The organism is Bacillus cereus group sp. MG9, from assembly GCF_040459995.1.
Classification (GTDB): Bacteria; Bacillota; Bacilli; order Bacillales; family Bacillaceae_G; genus Bacillus_A; species Bacillus_A mycoides.
The window spans coordinates 306566-323367 of the sequence record NZ_JARVHC010000002.1; the positions used below are offsets into that span (position 1 = coordinate 306566).

A 16802-nucleotide genomic window follows, 5' to 3' on the forward strand; every position below is an offset into this window, starting at 1 on the left:
TATTTTTTAATAGTCTAATACTTTTTTCTATAGTCTAAAACATTTTTTTAATCAAACATTAATTAAATAATAAAAATTATATGTTTCTAATACATGATTTTGATCGAGCTTTGATTTAAACTCACAAATAATTAAGGAAATTACCCAAAACGAACGTTTTCAGTAATTTGAAAGTAAACCTTTGGGTAAAAGTTTACATTCGCTTCTTGAATCATTTATAGCTAAATTTGCAATAAATTTCTCAATATAGATATACTTATCAATTATGGTTTTAATATTCAAAATTAACAAAAATTGAAGTATTATAAAAATATGATGGTTATTCCTTTTGTTTACTCCTTGTGCTAAAGATAAGATTGTGTTCCCGATCTTATCTTTTTTGCTGTGAAGAAAGTGAATTATAAAGGTACGGTTTTAAGGACATGGTTTTTGAGATGAGTTTTGGAAAGTTTTCTGACGAAAAATTGGCGGAAATCGCTTGATATTCGAATGGCCTAAAAATAATCATTTTTGAAGTGATATTATAAAGTTATTATTTAGTAAGTAATTCCATTTTTTATTTGCTCATATAATTCTTCTTGTAAATTTCGTTATACAATAGAGATATTGTTAAGTATCTGAAAAGTATTAATATTACGACTTGCATTTGAATGAAGGTATATATTAGGAAATTTATTCGAGAGGTGAGTTGTAAAAATGGATAGCATGAAACAATTGGAATATTTAACAGCAATTGCAATTCGAGATAGTTATAGAGATGTTATAGAAATTAAAAGAAATGATCCCTGCCCTTGCGGTTCTGGATTGAAATTTAAAAATTGTCATAAGGATTCAGGAGATAAATGGGTGAAAAGCTTTGAATTTTATGATGGGAATTCCTTGTATGAAAATGTGAGTTTAACTATAAATTTACTTGAAACTATTAAAAAAATTTTATTAAAATTGAAATCCTGTAACTCTTTAGATGAGGGGACTGGTTTAGAACTCATCGAGGAGTTATACACAGTGTATGATCCAGCGATACGGCAATTACAACAAAATGCTCCTTGTCAAAAAGGATGTACCGCATGTTGCTTTCAAGATGTTGCAATTCATAAAATAGAAGTACAAAGAATTAGTAGATATATGGATAAAAAAATCAAAAAAAATATTAAGCATAATTTAAAAGAAAAGAAAGCCAGAAAGGAAATTCCTTCATTACTTTGGAAAGATAGAAAAAATTCTATGGAGCCCTGCCCTTTTATCAATATTACAAAGGGAGAATGTTCAATTTATAGTGTTAGACCTTTTAAATGTAAATCACATTTTGTTGCAAGTAGTCCTAGTTTGTGCAATGAAATAGATGGGAAAATTACTTTTTATAATGACGATAGATATATCATGCTTACGGGATCAGTAATAGCCTACATTAATAAGCTGGTATATAATGATATCCATCCAACACTTATCCGAAATTTTTATCAAGAAATTTCGTTTAAAAAACGTTTTTTTGAAATTTCTAAGGATGTTACAGAGAAAATAATGAAGGGGTTTTGATTTTAAAACCTAAAACAAGCATAACCCCGTTCTAAATTTAGGACGGGGTTAAAATATAGTTGTTTAATTTTCGATATATGATACGTCACTATACTCAAAAATATAACAAGAAAGTCGTTTGAAAATCTAAGGTTTATTCCACAATAGCGCCCTTTAATGGAATAACTAAAATATTTATCAAATCCTATACTCATTAGTCATACTCTAATGAAAGTTTCCTTGTTCTCTTCTTCAATACAAAAGGCGTTAAATGCACAGCGAACTTGATATTCGGTACGTTCGTTCTAATATACATTTCCTCTCCCTTCACAACTGCAAAGGTGGGTGATGATTTCCCCTTTCAAAACCTTCAACAAGTTTTTGAAATGCTGGTATTGGAGAGTATTTTTATCCTTAAAATTGGTGATTATTCATAAAATTTCTATTTAAATAGAAAGAATATCTGATAAAAATAAGTGCAAGTATACCGAATAATCCTCCAATCCAGCTTAAATTCACTATATTTGTATACTGAATAATGATTCCTCCTAATGCAGAACCTAGCATCATTCCAACATTCATTAAGGCGGTATTAAAACTGAGTACTGTTTCAGAGGATTGTGGTTTTAGTGAAATCAGATAAAACTGCTTTGCTGGTGTCGTTGTCCAAGTTGCTACTCCCCAACAAGCTAGTGTGACAAATACACCGACTGCCCTATACTGTGTAAATGTTAGTACAAATAAAGAGATGATATGAACACATAAACTTAATGAAATCGTTCGATTAGGTCCCCATCTGTCTACCGCATATCCTCCAAAGCGTGAGCCAATAAAAGCAAAAGTGCCTAAAACAAATAAAGCGATACTTGTTATTTCTATAGAAAAACCAGCAGTATGACTTAATAATGGAGCAATGTAGGCGAACACCATCGTATATCCTAAAATCCAAAAGATCGTTGTCATTAAACCAGTAAGGACTCGTTTATCTTTCATAATTTGTAGCTGTTGTGTAAATGGCAGCGGTTGGTTTCCTTTTATTGATGGTAATAATTTGTAAAGTCCTATTATTAAAAAAACTGTACCAAGCGCAATAATTAAGAAAATATAGTGCCAATCAAAATGTCCAGCTAAAAATGTTCCGATAGGTACTCCAAGTACTAATGAAACAGTGAAACCTGTAATGACTGTTGCCATAGCACTACCTCTTTTTTCTGGAACTGCAATTTGCGCAGCATAATTGGTGGCAACAACAATGTATAACCCTCCACTCATCGCCATAATGACTCTAGATAACATAAGAAAGACAAAATTATAGCTAAAAAATGCAACTAGATTCCCTAGAATAAATATAGAGATAGCATATAAAAGTACTTTTTTACGATCCAATTTAGACGTTAGCATGACCAAGATCAAAGCTCCAATAGCATAAGATAAAGAATAAATCGTAATCAACTGACCAGCCATTGAAATTGAAATATCTAATTCAAAAGAAATCAGTTCTAAAATTCCAGTAACAACAAACTCTGCTGTTCCTGTTACAAAAGCCCCTAAAGCTAAAAGTATGATGATTAGTTGATTCATATTATTTTTCAATTTGTACATCTCCTTATATTTGAACTACTGTTTTTATTTTATGTTCCATGTTAACATAAGTAAAATTGATGTTTTTAATAAAGGAGATGAGTAATTACTCATGACTATTGTGCGCTACGAAATCATTGCAAAAGTGGTTGAGCTAGGAAGCTTTACAGAAACTGCTGAAACATTAAATATGACCCAATCTGCCGTGAGTCATGCAGTTGCGAGTTTAGAATCTGAATGGGGAGTTTCTTTATTAATTCGTGATCGAAAAAAAGGAATAACACTTACAGATATAGGACAAAAAATTCTGCCGCATATTAGAGAAATATTGAAAAGAGTGGAAGTCATTAATCAAGAAATTACGCTTATGACAAGATTGGAAACAGGTATTATTCGAATCGGCACTTTTGCAAGTGCTTCTTCCTGCTTATTGCCTAAATTACTTGCAAAATTCCGGAAAAAGCATCCTAAAATAGAATTTAAATTTTACGAAGGAACCTATGAAGAGATTACGGAATGGTTAGGTTCAGGCATTATTGACATTGGATTTGTAGTAAAAGGAAAATCAAACCCAAATTTCGATTTGGTTCCTTTGATTAAAGACAAGATGGTAGTCGCTTATCACCCTGATCATCAATTTCATTCTAAAGAAATAGTAGAAATGAATGATTTAATGTATGAATCCTTTATTATGCCAACAGGGATGTACCAATCACATGTTGAGGAATTATTTGCAGAAGCGCAAATTAAACCATCTATTCTTTTTGAAGTACACGACTGTACAACCATCGCTAATATGGTACAGGAAGGACTTGGCGTTACGATAGGTCCAGAATTATTTTTAAAGACACAGCAAAACATAAAAATCAGCAAACTAAATATTGAAAACAGCCGTGAAGTAGCACTTGCCTGTCAATCAATTGCAAATGCTTCTCCTGCGGTTAAGGAATTTCTTCATGTAGCAAAAAATAGAAATTATTAATAAAACACTAAACTACTCCCCATAGTAAGCCAATCCTATTCATGGTTTGCGACGCTTTGAACGCTCAAACCATGGCAGGACTGGCCCTTTAGTTTAATAAGATATCCTACAATTCTTAAAGAATAGAAAACGAGAATACTGAGTACTAAAAAGATTTGAATGATAATTCCCACCACACTACAAATTAAACCGGAAGTAGCTAATCCACTACCACTTTGGTTTTTTTCTACAATTTCTTTTGTCGCTTTTCTAGCAACTACAACTCCTAAACCACCAAAAAAACCGATAAATGGTATTAGGATCTAAATAATACCAAGGTTTAAAGAAATTACCGAATTACTGTTTGTTTGAGCATTTTCAACCATTTAGATTTCCCTCTTTACAACCCTTTAGTTTAAGGGGAAATCTTCACAATTTTTTTGCTCCATAATTATTTTCATTAAAGTGTTACTCAAGAAAATGGCCCGATTGTTGAATAGCATGACTGACTTTTTTTAAACGACTTTATTATCTCTGTACGAAAAAGCATTGTAACATTTTTATAAACAGTTAATCTTTATTTTAAATCCACAAAATAGAGGTATTACCCCATCACTATCAACCCAAGAAATCATGATAAATATAAAGTTAACTTCTTATTGGAAATTATTTGATTTAATCAGACTATATTTCAATGGGATATTTGGTATAATTTAGATAATATCTTATTTTATCAAAGGAGATTAATAATGAGTGGTTTAAAGAAAGTATTTTCTTTAATTTTTAATAGTAAAAAGAAAGAAATTAAGAATAACGATCATAAAGAATTAGCCTCAAAAGTAATGAATTATTTTATTGAACTAGAACATTTTAATTTTATGAATTGTGATAAAGAATCATTAAGCCTTTTTAGTTTTAAAAATTATTTTCATAAAGAACCTAATGTTGATTACTTTGATTTTATAAGGCCCAATGGTTCACCTCAAAATTATATGCAAATGTTTCTACAAAAAAAGGGAGAAAGTGCAAAAGGTAAGTATTTAATGGATGCAAAAGCATCTTTATTCTATTTACCTGTTGCAAAAGAAGAAGTGCTAAGATACTTTTCTAATGAATTTGACAAGAAAATTAGTTTTACTGATTTTCAAGGATTCCCTAATAGTTTTCTTATTCATATTCAATTAGATCATATGCTAAAGCCAATAAAGGATACAACATTAGAATCCAGTGTGGTAGTTAGTCCTATAATTAAGTATTTTCTTCGCCCTGGAAAAAGTTTAAAAGATTTAGAGATGGATTTAATAAGTACAATAACGTCAGTAATTGAAAGTGAAAATTATAGTAAAATTAGTAATGATTTAGAATTTACTGAGTCTGAAGAACACGTAGAATTGGCTAAGAGTATAAAGTTTATACATGTTAGATATAAAAATTGGCTAGAACTTTCTCGGAACATTCAAAGCACATTGAAATCATACATAAAACATAGCCACTTCGATAAAGAAGGAGTTTTTCGATTTTCTAGTGATAAGGATTATGAGAAAAATATTCGACTTACATACAAAGAATATGTTGGAGTAAATAGTTTCTATATTGAAGATTTGGAGAAAGTAAAATATAACATTAAATATGAAAAGATAGGTAAAGCATTAAAAACATATTTAGCCTTAGATAACTGGGAAACATTAAAAAACTCAGGAGAAAGAGTAGACTTTTTTAATAATGAGAGTATTAGCGAAATAAAAAGAATTTTACGAAATATCCCAATTACGAGATGGCCTTCAGGTTTTCCGCTAGGTTTAATGCAGCAGGTAGCTTTAAATCTTATTATTGCAAATTCAAAGGAAAAAGAGGGTTTTATTTTTTCTGTAAACGGTCCTCCCGGTACTGGTAAAACTACACTGTTAAAAGATGTATTTGCAAATATTATTTTTGAAAAAGTAAAGTTTTTAAAGGAAACACAGGATTTATTTACAAAAATACAATTTTCTGAGGGACAAGAGGATTATTATTATTCTTTTCATTCAAAACTTAAAGAATATCGTATTTTAGTAACATCAAATAATAATGCTGCTGTTGAAAATATAAGTATGGATTTGCCTAAAGATGAGGAATTATTGAAAAACAATTACAAGTTTTTAGGATTTAGCAAGGATGAAAACTGCTGGGGTAAAATATCAGCCGCAATGGGGAAATCAGCAAATATAAAAGAATATTTTCAAAATATTTCAGATGAGCTTAATGATCTGTGTAATGTACATGAAAATGCTGATTATTCTTTTGATAGTTTAGAAAAACAGATATCAAGTATGATTAAAACCGCACAAGTAATCGATGACTTTGATGATATTGATAACGAAAAATGGCAATCATCAAAAAAACAATTTGTTAATATTGATGGTGATGATGAAGGAGATCGTATTAATTGTGTTCGGAGTAAGCTATTCAAAACAATGATGGATGAATATTGTACTTTCTTAATTAAAAACCAGGATAAAATAGAAAAAAATTTAACTTTAGCAAAGGCCTATTTTTTAGGAGGGAAAGAAAAAGTAAATCTTGATTCTCAAATTAATGAAAAGCAAAGGGAAGACTTCATCCAAGCGATGTTTGATACCATATTCCTACTTACACCTATAATTTCTTCAACATTTGCTTCTGTTTCAAGATTTTTAAGGGATTTGAAAACGGAAGATATTGGTTGGCTGTTTATTGATGAGGCAGGTCAAGCTACACCACAATCTGCAATTGGAGCCATTTGGCGTTCTAGAAATGTTGTGGTGGTAGGTGATCCATTACAAATACCTCCGGTTGTAACGTTGAGTGATGATCAGCTCAAATTAATAGCAAATGAAAGTGCTGGAATTACGAGTGAAAGCTCATTTTTCTATCATTTAACTAGAAGTGAAGTAAGTGTACAAGAATTTGCTGATCTTAATAACAAATTTGGCGGAACAATGAGTGATTCCAAAAATAACACAAAGTGGTTGGGGTCACCGCTTCGTGTTCATAGACGTTGTGAGAGCCCTATGTTTGAGATATGTAATAAAACAACATATCAAGACAAAATGTTACATGCGACTAAGACCAAAGATATGGCACAGGATCCAATGTACATGAGTCAATGGTTGAATATAGGAGGAAGAACTACTGGCTCAGGAAATCACTTTATTCCTGATCAAGGAAAAAAGGCAATTGAGATTGCCAATAAGTTTACGCACGATAATCCAGGGGAAGATTGCTACATTATTTCACCTTTTGTAAGTGTTGTTCAAAAGTTAAAACAATTAAAGAAAAATGCAGTAAAAAACGAAAAAATAAAGATCGGAACTGTTCATACTTTCCAAGGAAAAGAAGCTCCATTAGTTATTTTAGTTTTGGGAGTAGATAATCAGAGAACAGGGCCATTAGATTGGGCATCCAGTACTCCAAATCTATTAAATGTTGCAGCAAGCAGAGCAAAGAAATATTTTGTAGTAATTGGGAATTCAGATACTTGGGGGAAAAAGGAATATTTTGATACAGCTTTTAAATACTTATTGAAAGAAACTGTAAAGATAGAATAAGAGTAGTATCTATTTTTATTTTTAACATAGCAGGGTTACCGCCATATGCCCATCAACCTAACATTTTATAGTGCCCTAGAACAAAAAGAAGCTCCTAGTGAACTGAAAAAACATATTAAATATAATATGGAATAGTATCGCTGAATGATGTTTAACGATTCGCTTATCGAAATTAAACAACCTTAATATTTCTTTACGGGATCCTACCAGCTTATCTGATGTTGGTATCTTGGCTTATAAAAAATGATAGGAGTGAAACACATGTATTGGAAAAAAGATAGAGATTTTCCACCAATGAAGTTCCAATTAGGTGAAAAAGTATCATTTAAATTCGGAAATAAGATGCTCATTGGAACAATTGACATTAGAGATTTTGGCGGCTCGATTGAACACGACTATCATTCTTATGATATTCTTGTCAAAGAAGAAAACATGCTATACAAACACATTCCAGAGCGTGATGTTTTCAAACTTACACATTCGGAAAATTTCCACTAGGAAAATGGATACTATAAATGAAGAATGCGAAATTAAAGTAATTGATGAGTTTTTAATTAAGTATAGTGGTCCCATCAAGGGGTACCAACGTCAAAACGCGGATATTATACGCTAAGATATTTTGGGAAGTAAAAACCCTAACATAAGAAAACAATTATTTACGACGCCTTCTCTTTGCTTTTTTTCGCTGATTTGTTTGACTATATTTTTTTATATGAGTGCTTTTTTTCCTATTATAATTAGGTAACTTTAATATAAGAACAGAAATAGTAGAAAAAATGCAAAATATAAGGATTGCTATCATCCACAGGTTAATATCATACTCATATAGCTTACTAAAATACTTTTTGTCACGAGTAATATAGCTTACATTACTGTCAATTGCTTCGAGGGTGTAGGGAATAACCCAAAAGGAACCAATTATCATAACAAATGTTCCAAGTATGAAACTGAGTATATGTTTTATCATGTTCTGCTCTCCTTTAAGTATGTCTACTATATACGCTCATATAGTATATATGGTTTTTCTGCAAAGATTGTCTTTGTTTAGAATAATATACATTCCTATTAAGTTGATAGAGCATGTGGTGATTTCTTGGAAATGAGTATTTGAATTGAATATTTTAAAAAGCGTAGAAAGGTTCAATTCCTACGCTTTTTCTTCTTAATAAATATTTATCGTTGTTCTAAATCTCTTATATAAGATTTTACAGCTTGTAATAAGAATTCTTCCTGTCCCATATCTGCATCCGCTGCCATTTGCACTATTTTTTGCTTGAATTCATGATCTGCATGAAAAGTTAATGACTCTACATTACTTTTAAAGTAAATACCTTCTACATGTGGAAGTATTGTGCCGGATTTCATATGAGAATGTAAGTATTTAATCTCCTCTTGAAACTGCAATGGATCAACTTGTAATACGAAAGGTTTAATTTCTAATTTGATAGTATCAGATGAAATACTCAATCGCATATTTGTGACACCTAGCTCTTTATAAAATAAATTTATTAGATTATATGTGATGGAATGAAATAGCTGAGGTTTTTTAAATGAAAAAGATAAATACCCACGTTTCGTAATTACCGCTTGTTTCTGGAAAGACTCAAAGGAGTAATCACGTTCCTTATAAGTGGATAGAGGAAAAATTTCTTCGTCTTCTGTAAGAATCTTGCCGTCTGCTCCATTGATCTCTATTACCCTAGCTGTTTTTCTGGTATGTTGATGTGTTAATAATTGATATAAATATATCTCTTCTTCTTGAATCTTAGTAATGAATGTTTTTCGCTCTTTTGATGTAGTTTTTTCATAATCAATTATAAAAATCTCTAATTCTCCTTCATTGATAAGATATACTCTTTTCCTAGTTTTTCTACCATTGTTGCATGTAGCTTTCTAGATTTGATGTATGTAATCATAGAAGGTGGTGCTACATTAAGAATTTCAGCTATTCTTTTGTCGAAAAGGCTTTAATTTCTTCTTTATTTTTAATGTAGAATTAGACAACAACATATTAAGTATATTTATATGTAAACTATTGAAAAAGTCAGGAAAAAATAATAGTGTTTTTAGTAAGAGGTAACATAGTACCAGTTTTTTTCTAGTTTTTTTCTATCTTTAAATATGCTATTAAAATCGGTTTCGTTTGGTTTAATATCATTGGTCGAGTAAATAAATCCAGAAAAGTTGTCTGTTAAACCACGATAAGTATAGAAGAAAACAGAAATATCTTTCTTCCCGTAGTGGACATGTATATCTCCTCCACCTTTTGAAGTGGCTGTGAATTTTGAGGGTAAGTGAATTTGGTTATTGTCATAGGACACATTAGGAGTTAACTGTTTATCTTGTATAAGTTTTACAATTTCTTCTCTTTCATCTTTATAAATAAGAAAATCTAGCTTTATATAAATTAATGTAAATGGTGTGAGTAGACAAATTATTAGTATGCACAGTTGTATTAAAAACGGTTTCCAGTTTTTATGTTTAATTAGATGTATAGCTGTAAAAATTAAAATTATAAAAAAACATCCGTGCACTAAAATCCATAAAATTGGCATTAAGAATGGTGTGATTAGATCGACTAAATACCATTTCAAAAACTGAAAAAGTATAAGAGAAAACCCACTACTCAATACAATTTTTATTAAAAGTGAATTTTTGACCATCATATTCATATTTTATATGCCCTTTCTTTTTTCTTATACATTATTCATTTTTAATAAAATTAGGAAATAATTTTATATTTAAGCCAACAAGAACAAGTTAAAAGAACTTGTCCTTATTTAGTTCTATTATCTTCAAATTAATATCCTTTGTTATAATAATCTATACCTAGTTGAATCATTTCTTGGTCTCTAGGATCATCGAAAAATGTTTTATAGTATTCCCATTCCCAGGTCCATTCTTTTATTTGATAAGCGCCAGCTCCACCTTTAAGCTCAAAATCTGTAAAACCAATTGCTTTACCTACATATCCAAAGTGGAAATTCCCGATGTCTTCTCCAGTCAATGTTCTGTTATCAAAAGTATATTGATTCCCATATCCATACTTTAATTTATAGTCCCATGGACCTCCTGATTTTACTAATTTTACAAAAACAGTATATCTAAAGGCTCTTGATGCAGCAGCACCTTCAAGAGGGTTATTACTCTTTTTTGCAATTTCGTCAGCTGATGCTTTTACAACTTTCATACGATTCTTATTGGCCTTCATTAAACTAGTAAAATCACTGGTAAGATCCGGATAAGTTGGCTTAACTCCATCACCTCCTGGACTAAAGTTATATGGTTGTAATTTTAATCGAAGCCCTAATTCTTTCTCTTGTCTTAAGGTATCTTGAGCAATTTCATCAGCTAATTTCTCCGCTTGAAGTTTTAACTCGGGAGATAATTCGTAATTTTCTATATCTTGCAATTGTTTTTCTGCTGAACCTTTGATTGAAGATTCAGTTGCTGCTGAAACTGGCGTTAAAGTAAAACTAGAAAAGAAAACACATGATAATCCTAAAACTGCAATACTTTTCTTCATGACTCCACCCCTATTAATCTAAGTATTTACCACAAATTGTATTATATTTTAAGTTTATAATATTTTCAATATATTTATTTTAATAAAATATCTGACTATTATTCTCAATATCTATTTATTTAATAAAATAATTATGGTATATTCAGGATATTAATGTAAAATAATAGAATTCAGGGAAGAGGAACATGTATGAATAAGAAGCGTTTATTTGTTTCTGTTAGCGCGCTTTTATTAGGATTTTTCTTAAGTGATCCAATTAATTCAAGAGCAGAAGAAACAGTAGAAATTGTGACAAAAGAAGATGCACAAAGCAAAGCAGAGTTTTATTTAAAAGGTATAAGTAAAAAATCTTATCCAGAATGGAAAGAGGCTAATTTTAGTGAAAGTAAAACTTTATATGATTTAGAGGGAAAAGTTAAAGGGTATGTATTTCAAGTAAAAAAAGATAATAAAGATTTTGGATACATTATTGTTAACAGCGATAAAAATGGTACTCCAATTATAGAGTCTACAAGGGAAGGTACTAATCCGTATAAAGGGGTAGAAGAGGGAAAAGCAATATATACAGGACCTATTCAATATTTAAAGAAAGAAAAAGAGAATGTTACAAGTATTTCAGGGGATCAAACTCTGAGTATTAAAGAAGCTAAAAAAAATGGGGAAGAAAAAGAGTTACAGCATAATAATAAAAATGATTCCAACAAAAAAAATAAGACCTTTATGAAATCTGCACCTGCATCCGATAATGAAGAATTCAAAAAAATAGAAGGTGTACCAGATTATAATTGGTATAAAGGATGTACACCTACAGCGCTAGCAAATTTAGTTGCTTATTGGGATAAGCATGGATATCATAATTTAGTAGCAGATAATGTAAGTGTTGATCAATTGATAAGTAATTTAGCAATTGAATTAGAAACAGATGATAAAGGGTATACATACACATCTAAAGTTGCTCCAGCAGTGTGGAAATATTTTTCTAATCTTGGATATTTCCCACAGGCTTACCAGGATAATAGTCCGTCATACGATAGATTTGTAGGCGAGATTGATATGGGAAGACCACTCTTAGTCTCTACACAATCTGACCCACTTTATAAAAATCATATGATGACTGGTGTAGGATATCAAAAAGTCTTTATTCCTGAACTGAATGAAGAATTTAAAGAACTAATTGTTCATGATACCTGGCGTACGACTCCAGTAGATGTACATATAAACTATGATCAATATTCTAAATATATTTCGAATTATCAAATTATTAATCCATTCCCAACTGGTTGGCTTACAAATTCTATTTATCAAGAGGTAAAAAAGGAACTGGAATATAATTATCTTAATGGTAGTCCGTTTGGTGTTAGAAATGATGATTTTATGGCTAAATATGATCAATCGCAGACATTACGGGCTGGAGACTATTTTTTCCAAGCCCTTGCAGATGATTATGTAAGAGTTAATTTTGATGGGAACTTAATTATCGATGGATGGAGTGATAGTTCCACTGGGGTTATTCAACGTGCATTAGTTACAAACTTAAACAAAGGGCACCATTATATTACTACAGCATTCCAAGAGAATAAGGGAATTGCAGCAATCTTTTCCCACGTTGTACCCTTTGATTCTTGGTTGGCCTATTATTATAATAATAAGGATCTAGTAGGGGCACCTTATAAGTCGAAAATAATTGCTCCACAAGGCCTAGAAAAAAGCCTTATTGAAGATAATGGAACTGGATTTCCAATTTGGGGTATTAACCCTGATAATTTCTCTGCAAAATATACAACAGTAAAGCGCTTACCCGCAGGGGATTATATAATTCGAGGGAAAGCTGACGACGGTATTCGTGTATTTGTTGATGGTAAACTTGTTATCGATCGTTTTTATGCAGCTGGCGGATTCGTTGAAGATGCTAGAAAAATTACCATTCAAGATAATGCAGCAAATGGATTATTTGGGAAGAAAAATGAGAAGGATGTACATCTTATAGAAGTACAGTATTTAGAAGAAGGCGGTGAGAGTAATCTAGAGTTTAATATTGAACCATACAAAGAATCTGTGGAACACCCTACTTGGACAGCAGAATATTATAATAATACTGAATTAAGTGGTACTGCAATAGTGAGTGGAGGAGAAAACTCTAAAGCAAGAATTGATAAATTGAACTTTGATTGGGGGTCCAAATCACCAGGTGCAATACAGGTAGATAATTTCTCTGCAAGATTTACAAAAACAGAGACATTTGAACAAGGAAATTATTATTTTGAAGCAATGGCAGATGATGGAGTCCGTGTATACGTAGATGAAAAAAAAATTATTGATTCCTGGGGATCAATAGGAGGGAACGACGTAAGATCAGTGACAGTCCCTATTACAGCTGGGGATCATAAAGTAAAAGTAGAATATTTAGAGTTAAGTGGAAACGCTAAGTTACGCGTAGATTATAGAAAAGTAAACTAGTATTTATAAGTCTTTTAATGGAAGTAAAGAGGGAAGCGATTCTCTCTTTTTTCTGTGAAAAGAATTGAGTTAAAGTAGCTTTAATTTTTCAAGAACTATCATTAGGAATCTTCATTCTTTTATTTCCTATTATAATTGCAAATGAAAGTGAACATAGTAGAGGAAGCGTAAAGGGAATGTTTAACTTTATTAGATATATAGGAATGGCTGTAGGATCAATTGTTTCAAGGTTTGTATTAACAAATTTCAAACCTACATTTGTGTTTTGTACATTCTGATAATTTCATCTTGCTCTTTTTTGCTTGCTTATTCGAATAAGCAAGAGATTTATTAAAATTATACTAAATAAAAGAATCTGTTCAAAATAAAGGGCTAATCTATTGTAAGGTGTATTTTTGTGAATAAAGTAAGTTGAAATTCCATTTTTATAGTGTGTATAAGTAATTATATAAGAAATACGATGAAGTTAAGAAAATAAAAAAGCATAGATAGGTTTTATTTCTACGCTTTTTTTATTTGATAACAAATTTATTGCTACTCTAAATTTGCTATATAAGACTTTACAGCTTGCAATAAGAATTCTTCCTGTCCCATACCAGCATCCTCGGCCATTTGAACTATTTTTTGTTTAAATTCATGATCAGCATGAAAAGTTAATGGCTCTACATTACTTTTAAAGTAAATCCCTTCTACATGTGGAAGTATCGTGCCGGATATCATATGAGAATGTAAGTATTTAATCTCTTCTTGAAATTGCAATGGCTCTACTTGTAATACGAAAGGTTTAATTTCTAATTTGATAGTATCTAATGTAATAGTCAATCGCATATTAGTGACACCAAGTTCTTTATAAAATAAGTTAACTAGATTATAAGTAATGGAATTAAATAATTGAGGCTTTTTAAATGAAAAAGATAAATACCCACGTTTTGTAATTACCGCTTGTTTCTGAAGAGGTTCAAAGGAATAATCATGTTCCTTATAAGTTGATAGTGGGAAAATTTCTTCATCCTCTGTAAGAATTTTTCCATCTGCTCCATTGATCTCTATTACCCTAGCTGTTTTTCCGGTATGTAGATGTCTTAATAATTGATATAGATATATATCTTCATCTTGAATCTTAGTGATGAATGTTTTTCGCTCCTTTGTTTTAGCTTTTTCATAATCAAGCATAAAAATCTCTAGCTCTTCTTCATCGATAAGATATACTTGCTTTCCTCGTTTTTCTACCATTGTCGCAGGTAATTTTCCGGATTTGATGTATGTAAAGATAGTAGATGGTGCTACATTAAGAATTTCAGCCGCTTCTTTTGTGCTAAGGCCTTTAACTTCTTCTTTATTTTTTAAGCGTTCAATATCCTCTAAATAGAAAATCTTACTACCAAATTGTTTCCAGTTATTTTTATATACACATTCTATTAATCCATCTTTTTCTTTCTTTAATATTGTCTGTACGGTTACTCCTAATAAGTCTGCTGCCTCTTTTGTCGTTACAGTAGGTTTTGTAATAAAAAATAAATCTTGTGTCATGAAAGGATACCTCCTTAACTATTGTTTACTAATTTATAAACTATGTATATATCATATCAGAATTTTATTTGTAATTAAAACTAGAAATGAATTTTGTGAAAAACTAAATATTTTAATGTGAATTATAGATAGTCAAGATTATATTTAACTTTTTATTATGATCTTACAAAAAGTTAATAACAGGTTCGTTTTAAAAGTGTTCTTATTTATAATGAATGATTATATATTTACTAATAAATTATAAAAAAATATAAATATAGATAAATAGAGAAGAATGGTGCATTCTTATAGAAAGAATGTGAGTTATCATTTGTATAATTGATAGAAGTGAAATAAAATGATAAGTATAGTTAATAAAGAGAATTGTATTCATAATCTTCAATAGGAGAGGTGAATTTGAAATATGGATAATAAAAGTGGAAATGAAAACTTACCTATTATAAATAATCAAAGTGAATATATAGATACATATTTAGAGAATATAAGTGATATCGTTCCTTTCCTGCATAACAATCGTTATGTAGATAAGGTAGAAGAGAAGATGGAGGTTGCAGAAAAAGAGGGAAAGAGTAAATATACGTATTTAAGTGACCTGGAAGTCATTTATCATTTCGTACATTTACAAAAAGATATGGATGAGAAGAAGAATAGAAAAGAGGATACGAAAAAGAGTTATGTATCTGAAATCTTATCATTTTGTCAGTGCATGGTGCAGCATGCAGTAGAGTTCGAATTGAATGGGGAAGAGGTACAGCAAAATGCCTCTTTATTAAAAACATTACAACCTTGGCATATTCGTAAATATAATTCTTGGTTGAAGCAGATAGAGAACGGTAGGAATGGGGATACATATGCAGTCGCAACACTTGCCAAAAAAACAGTATTAATTCGTTCTTTCTTAAAACACCTTCACGTATTTGCTTATATACAAAAACCTCTTCATGAAGAACTGCAGCGGGCAAATGTAAATGAACGGGATCGACCAAATCGGGATCTATCGTATGATGAAGTTATGAAAATCTTAGGGTTTTATAAAGAAAGAGGGCATTTAGTAAACTATACAATTTTATTAGCCCTGGCAAGTACCGGTGCAAGAATTCAAGAATTGTGTACAACAAGAGTCAAAGATTTACACTATGACGGAAAGCACTGGTTAAAAGTAACGGGCAAAGGGGATAAAGTACGTGAACTTTTCATTTCGGAACATTTGTATCAGTGCATTTGTGAAATGAGACGAAGAAGAGGGTTCCAAACTGTATTGGATCAAGGAGATGAAAGTCCTTTATTTGTAAATCAAAGGGGGAACTTTTATAATTCAAAAACGTTATCGAGTCAGGTAACAGATATGATAAAAAAGACAGACTTAGAGTTTCTTCAGTATCGTGAGAACCCAGTAACGGCGCATACATTCCGTCATGCTTTTGCAATCATGGCAGTTGAACAAGGAAATGCGGATCTATATCATTTAATGCAAACACTTGGGCATGAAAATATCCAAACAACAAAAATCTATTTAGAGAAGCATATGAAACGAAAGAATAATGTGGGGACTTCCTTTGCAGATATGTTGATGTAAAATTTCAATATAAAACCCTTGTTTAATTATGTGTTTTTTACATGATTAACAAGGGTTTTATTCGTATGAAAAATAATACGAATGCTGGTT

The 16802-nt window shown here is 30.8% G+C and carries 11 protein-coding genes and 1 pseudogene; 6 read left to right on the top strand and 6 right to left on the bottom strand.

The window, feature by feature from the left end:
• Positions 1-696 precede the first annotated feature (696 nt).
• Positions 697-1536 carry a YkgJ family cysteine cluster protein gene (locus QCI77_RS29230; RefSeq protein WP_353825972.1) on the top strand — a complete coding sequence of 280 codons (840 nt, stop codon included), beginning with the start codon at positions 697-699 and terminating at the stop codon, positions 1534-1536.
• Positions 1537-1929: 393 nt separating this feature from the next.
• Here the strand turns inward: QCI77_RS29230 and QCI77_RS29235 are convergent, their stop codons facing one another.
• Positions 1930-3117: an MFS transporter gene (locus QCI77_RS29235; protein WP_353825973.1), complete on the bottom strand. Its 1188-nt coding sequence runs from the start codon at positions 3115-3117 to the stop codon at positions 1930-1932.
• Between the two features lie 91 nt (positions 3118-3208).
• Here QCI77_RS29235 and QCI77_RS29240 point away from each other — a divergent pair, with 91 nt between their 5' ends.
• From QCI77_RS29240 to QCI77_RS29250, 3 genes are all read left to right on the top strand, one after another.
• The gene (locus tag QCI77_RS29240; RefSeq protein WP_353825974.1) at positions 3209-4078 is read left to right on the top strand and encodes a LysR family transcriptional regulator; all 870 of its coding nucleotides are present in this window, start codon (positions 3209-3211) and stop codon (positions 4076-4078) included.
• Positions 4079-4806: 728 nt separating this feature from the next.
• Entirely contained in the window at positions 4807-7623 is a 2817-nt protein-coding gene (locus tag QCI77_RS29245; RefSeq protein ID WP_353825975.1) for an AAA domain-containing protein, read from the top strand.
• 261 nt (positions 7624-7884) lie between these two features.
• Positions 7885-8121 carry a hypothetical protein gene (locus tag QCI77_RS29250; RefSeq protein ID WP_353825976.1) on the top strand — a complete coding sequence of 79 codons (237 nt, stop codon included), beginning with the start codon at positions 7885-7887 and terminating at the stop codon, positions 8119-8121.
• A gap of 154 nt (positions 8122-8275) precedes the next feature.
• Here the strand turns inward: QCI77_RS29250 and QCI77_RS29255 are convergent, their stop codons facing one another.
• The 4 genes and pseudogenes from QCI77_RS29255 to QCI77_RS29270 form a co-directional block, all read right to left on the bottom strand.
• On the bottom strand, positions 8276-8590 hold the full coding sequence (locus tag QCI77_RS29255) for a hypothetical protein (RefSeq protein ID WP_353825977.1): 315 nt from the start codon (positions 8588-8590) through the stop codon (positions 8276-8278).
• A gap of 206 nt (positions 8591-8796) precedes the next feature.
• Positions 8797-9613 (bottom strand): annotated as a pseudogene (locus tag QCI77_RS29260) (helix-turn-helix domain-containing protein); the annotation flags it as partial.
• 76 nt (positions 9614-9689) lie between these two features.
• The gene (locus QCI77_RS29265; protein ID WP_353826046.1) at positions 9690-10286 is read right to left on the bottom strand and encodes a hypothetical protein; all 597 of its coding nucleotides are present in this window, start codon (positions 10284-10286) and stop codon (positions 9690-9692) included.
• Positions 10287-10423: 137 nt separating this feature from the next.
• Entirely contained in the window at positions 10424-11149 is a 726-nt protein-coding gene (locus tag QCI77_RS29270) for a polymorphic toxin type 44 domain-containing protein (RefSeq protein ID WP_353825978.1), read from the bottom strand.
• Between the two features lie 189 nt (positions 11150-11338).
• Here QCI77_RS29270 and QCI77_RS29275 point away from each other — a divergent pair, with 189 nt between their 5' ends.
• The gene (locus QCI77_RS29275) at positions 11339-13606 is read left to right on the top strand and encodes a PA14 domain-containing protein (RefSeq protein WP_353825979.1); all 2268 of its coding nucleotides are present in this window, start codon (positions 11339-11341) and stop codon (positions 13604-13606) included.
• 534 nt (positions 13607-14140) lie between these two features.
• Here QCI77_RS29275 and QCI77_RS29280 read toward each other — a convergent pair.
• A complete protein-coding gene (locus QCI77_RS29280; protein ID WP_353825980.1) occupies positions 14141-15136 on the bottom strand; it encodes a helix-turn-helix domain-containing protein in 996 nt (331 codons plus the stop codon).
• A 403-nt stretch (positions 15137-15539) separates the two neighbouring features.
• On the opposite strand from QCI77_RS29280, the gene QCI77_RS29285 reads away from it, so the two are divergent.
• On the top strand, positions 15540-16712 hold the full coding sequence (locus QCI77_RS29285) for a tyrosine-type recombinase/integrase (RefSeq protein WP_353825981.1): 1173 nt from the start codon (positions 15540-15542) through the stop codon (positions 16710-16712).
• Positions 16713-16802 lie beyond the last annotated feature (90 nt).

Coding starts and splice junctions, on each gene's coding strand:
- QCI77_RS29265 (WP_353826046.1), bottom strand. CDS start 10,286: ATGGTCAAAAATTCACTTTTAATAAAAATTGTATTGAGTAGTGGGTTT.
- QCI77_RS29255 (WP_353825977.1), bottom strand. CDS start 8,590: ATGATAAAACATATACTCAGTTTCATACTTGGAACATTTGTTATGATA.
- QCI77_RS29275 (WP_353825979.1), top strand. CDS start 11,339: ATGAATAAGAAGCGTTTATTTGTTTCTGTTAGCGCGCTTTTATTAGGA.
- QCI77_RS29245 (WP_353825975.1), top strand. CDS start 4,807: ATGAGTGGTTTAAAGAAAGTATTTTCTTTAATTTTTAATAGTAAAAAG.
- QCI77_RS29235 (WP_353825973.1), bottom strand. CDS start 3,117: ATGTACAAATTGAAAAATAATATGAATCAACTAATCATCATACTTTTA.
- QCI77_RS29230 (WP_353825972.1), top strand. CDS start 697: ATGGATAGCATGAAACAATTGGAATATTTAACAGCAATTGCAATTCGA.
- QCI77_RS29285 (WP_353825981.1), top strand. CDS start 15,540: ATGGATAATAAAAGTGGAAATGAAAACTTACCTATTATAAATAATCAA.
- QCI77_RS29280 (WP_353825980.1), bottom strand. CDS start 15,136: ATGACACAAGATTTATTTTTTATTACAAAACCTACTGTAACGACAAAA.
- QCI77_RS29270 (WP_353825978.1), bottom strand. CDS start 11,149: ATGAAGAAAAGTATTGCAGTTTTAGGATTATCATGTGTTTTCTTTTCT.
- QCI77_RS29250 (WP_353825976.1), top strand. CDS start 7,885: ATGTATTGGAAAAAAGATAGAGATTTTCCACCAATGAAGTTCCAATTA.
- QCI77_RS29240 (WP_353825974.1), top strand. CDS start 3,209: ATGACTATTGTGCGCTACGAAATCATTGCAAAAGTGGTTGAGCTAGGA.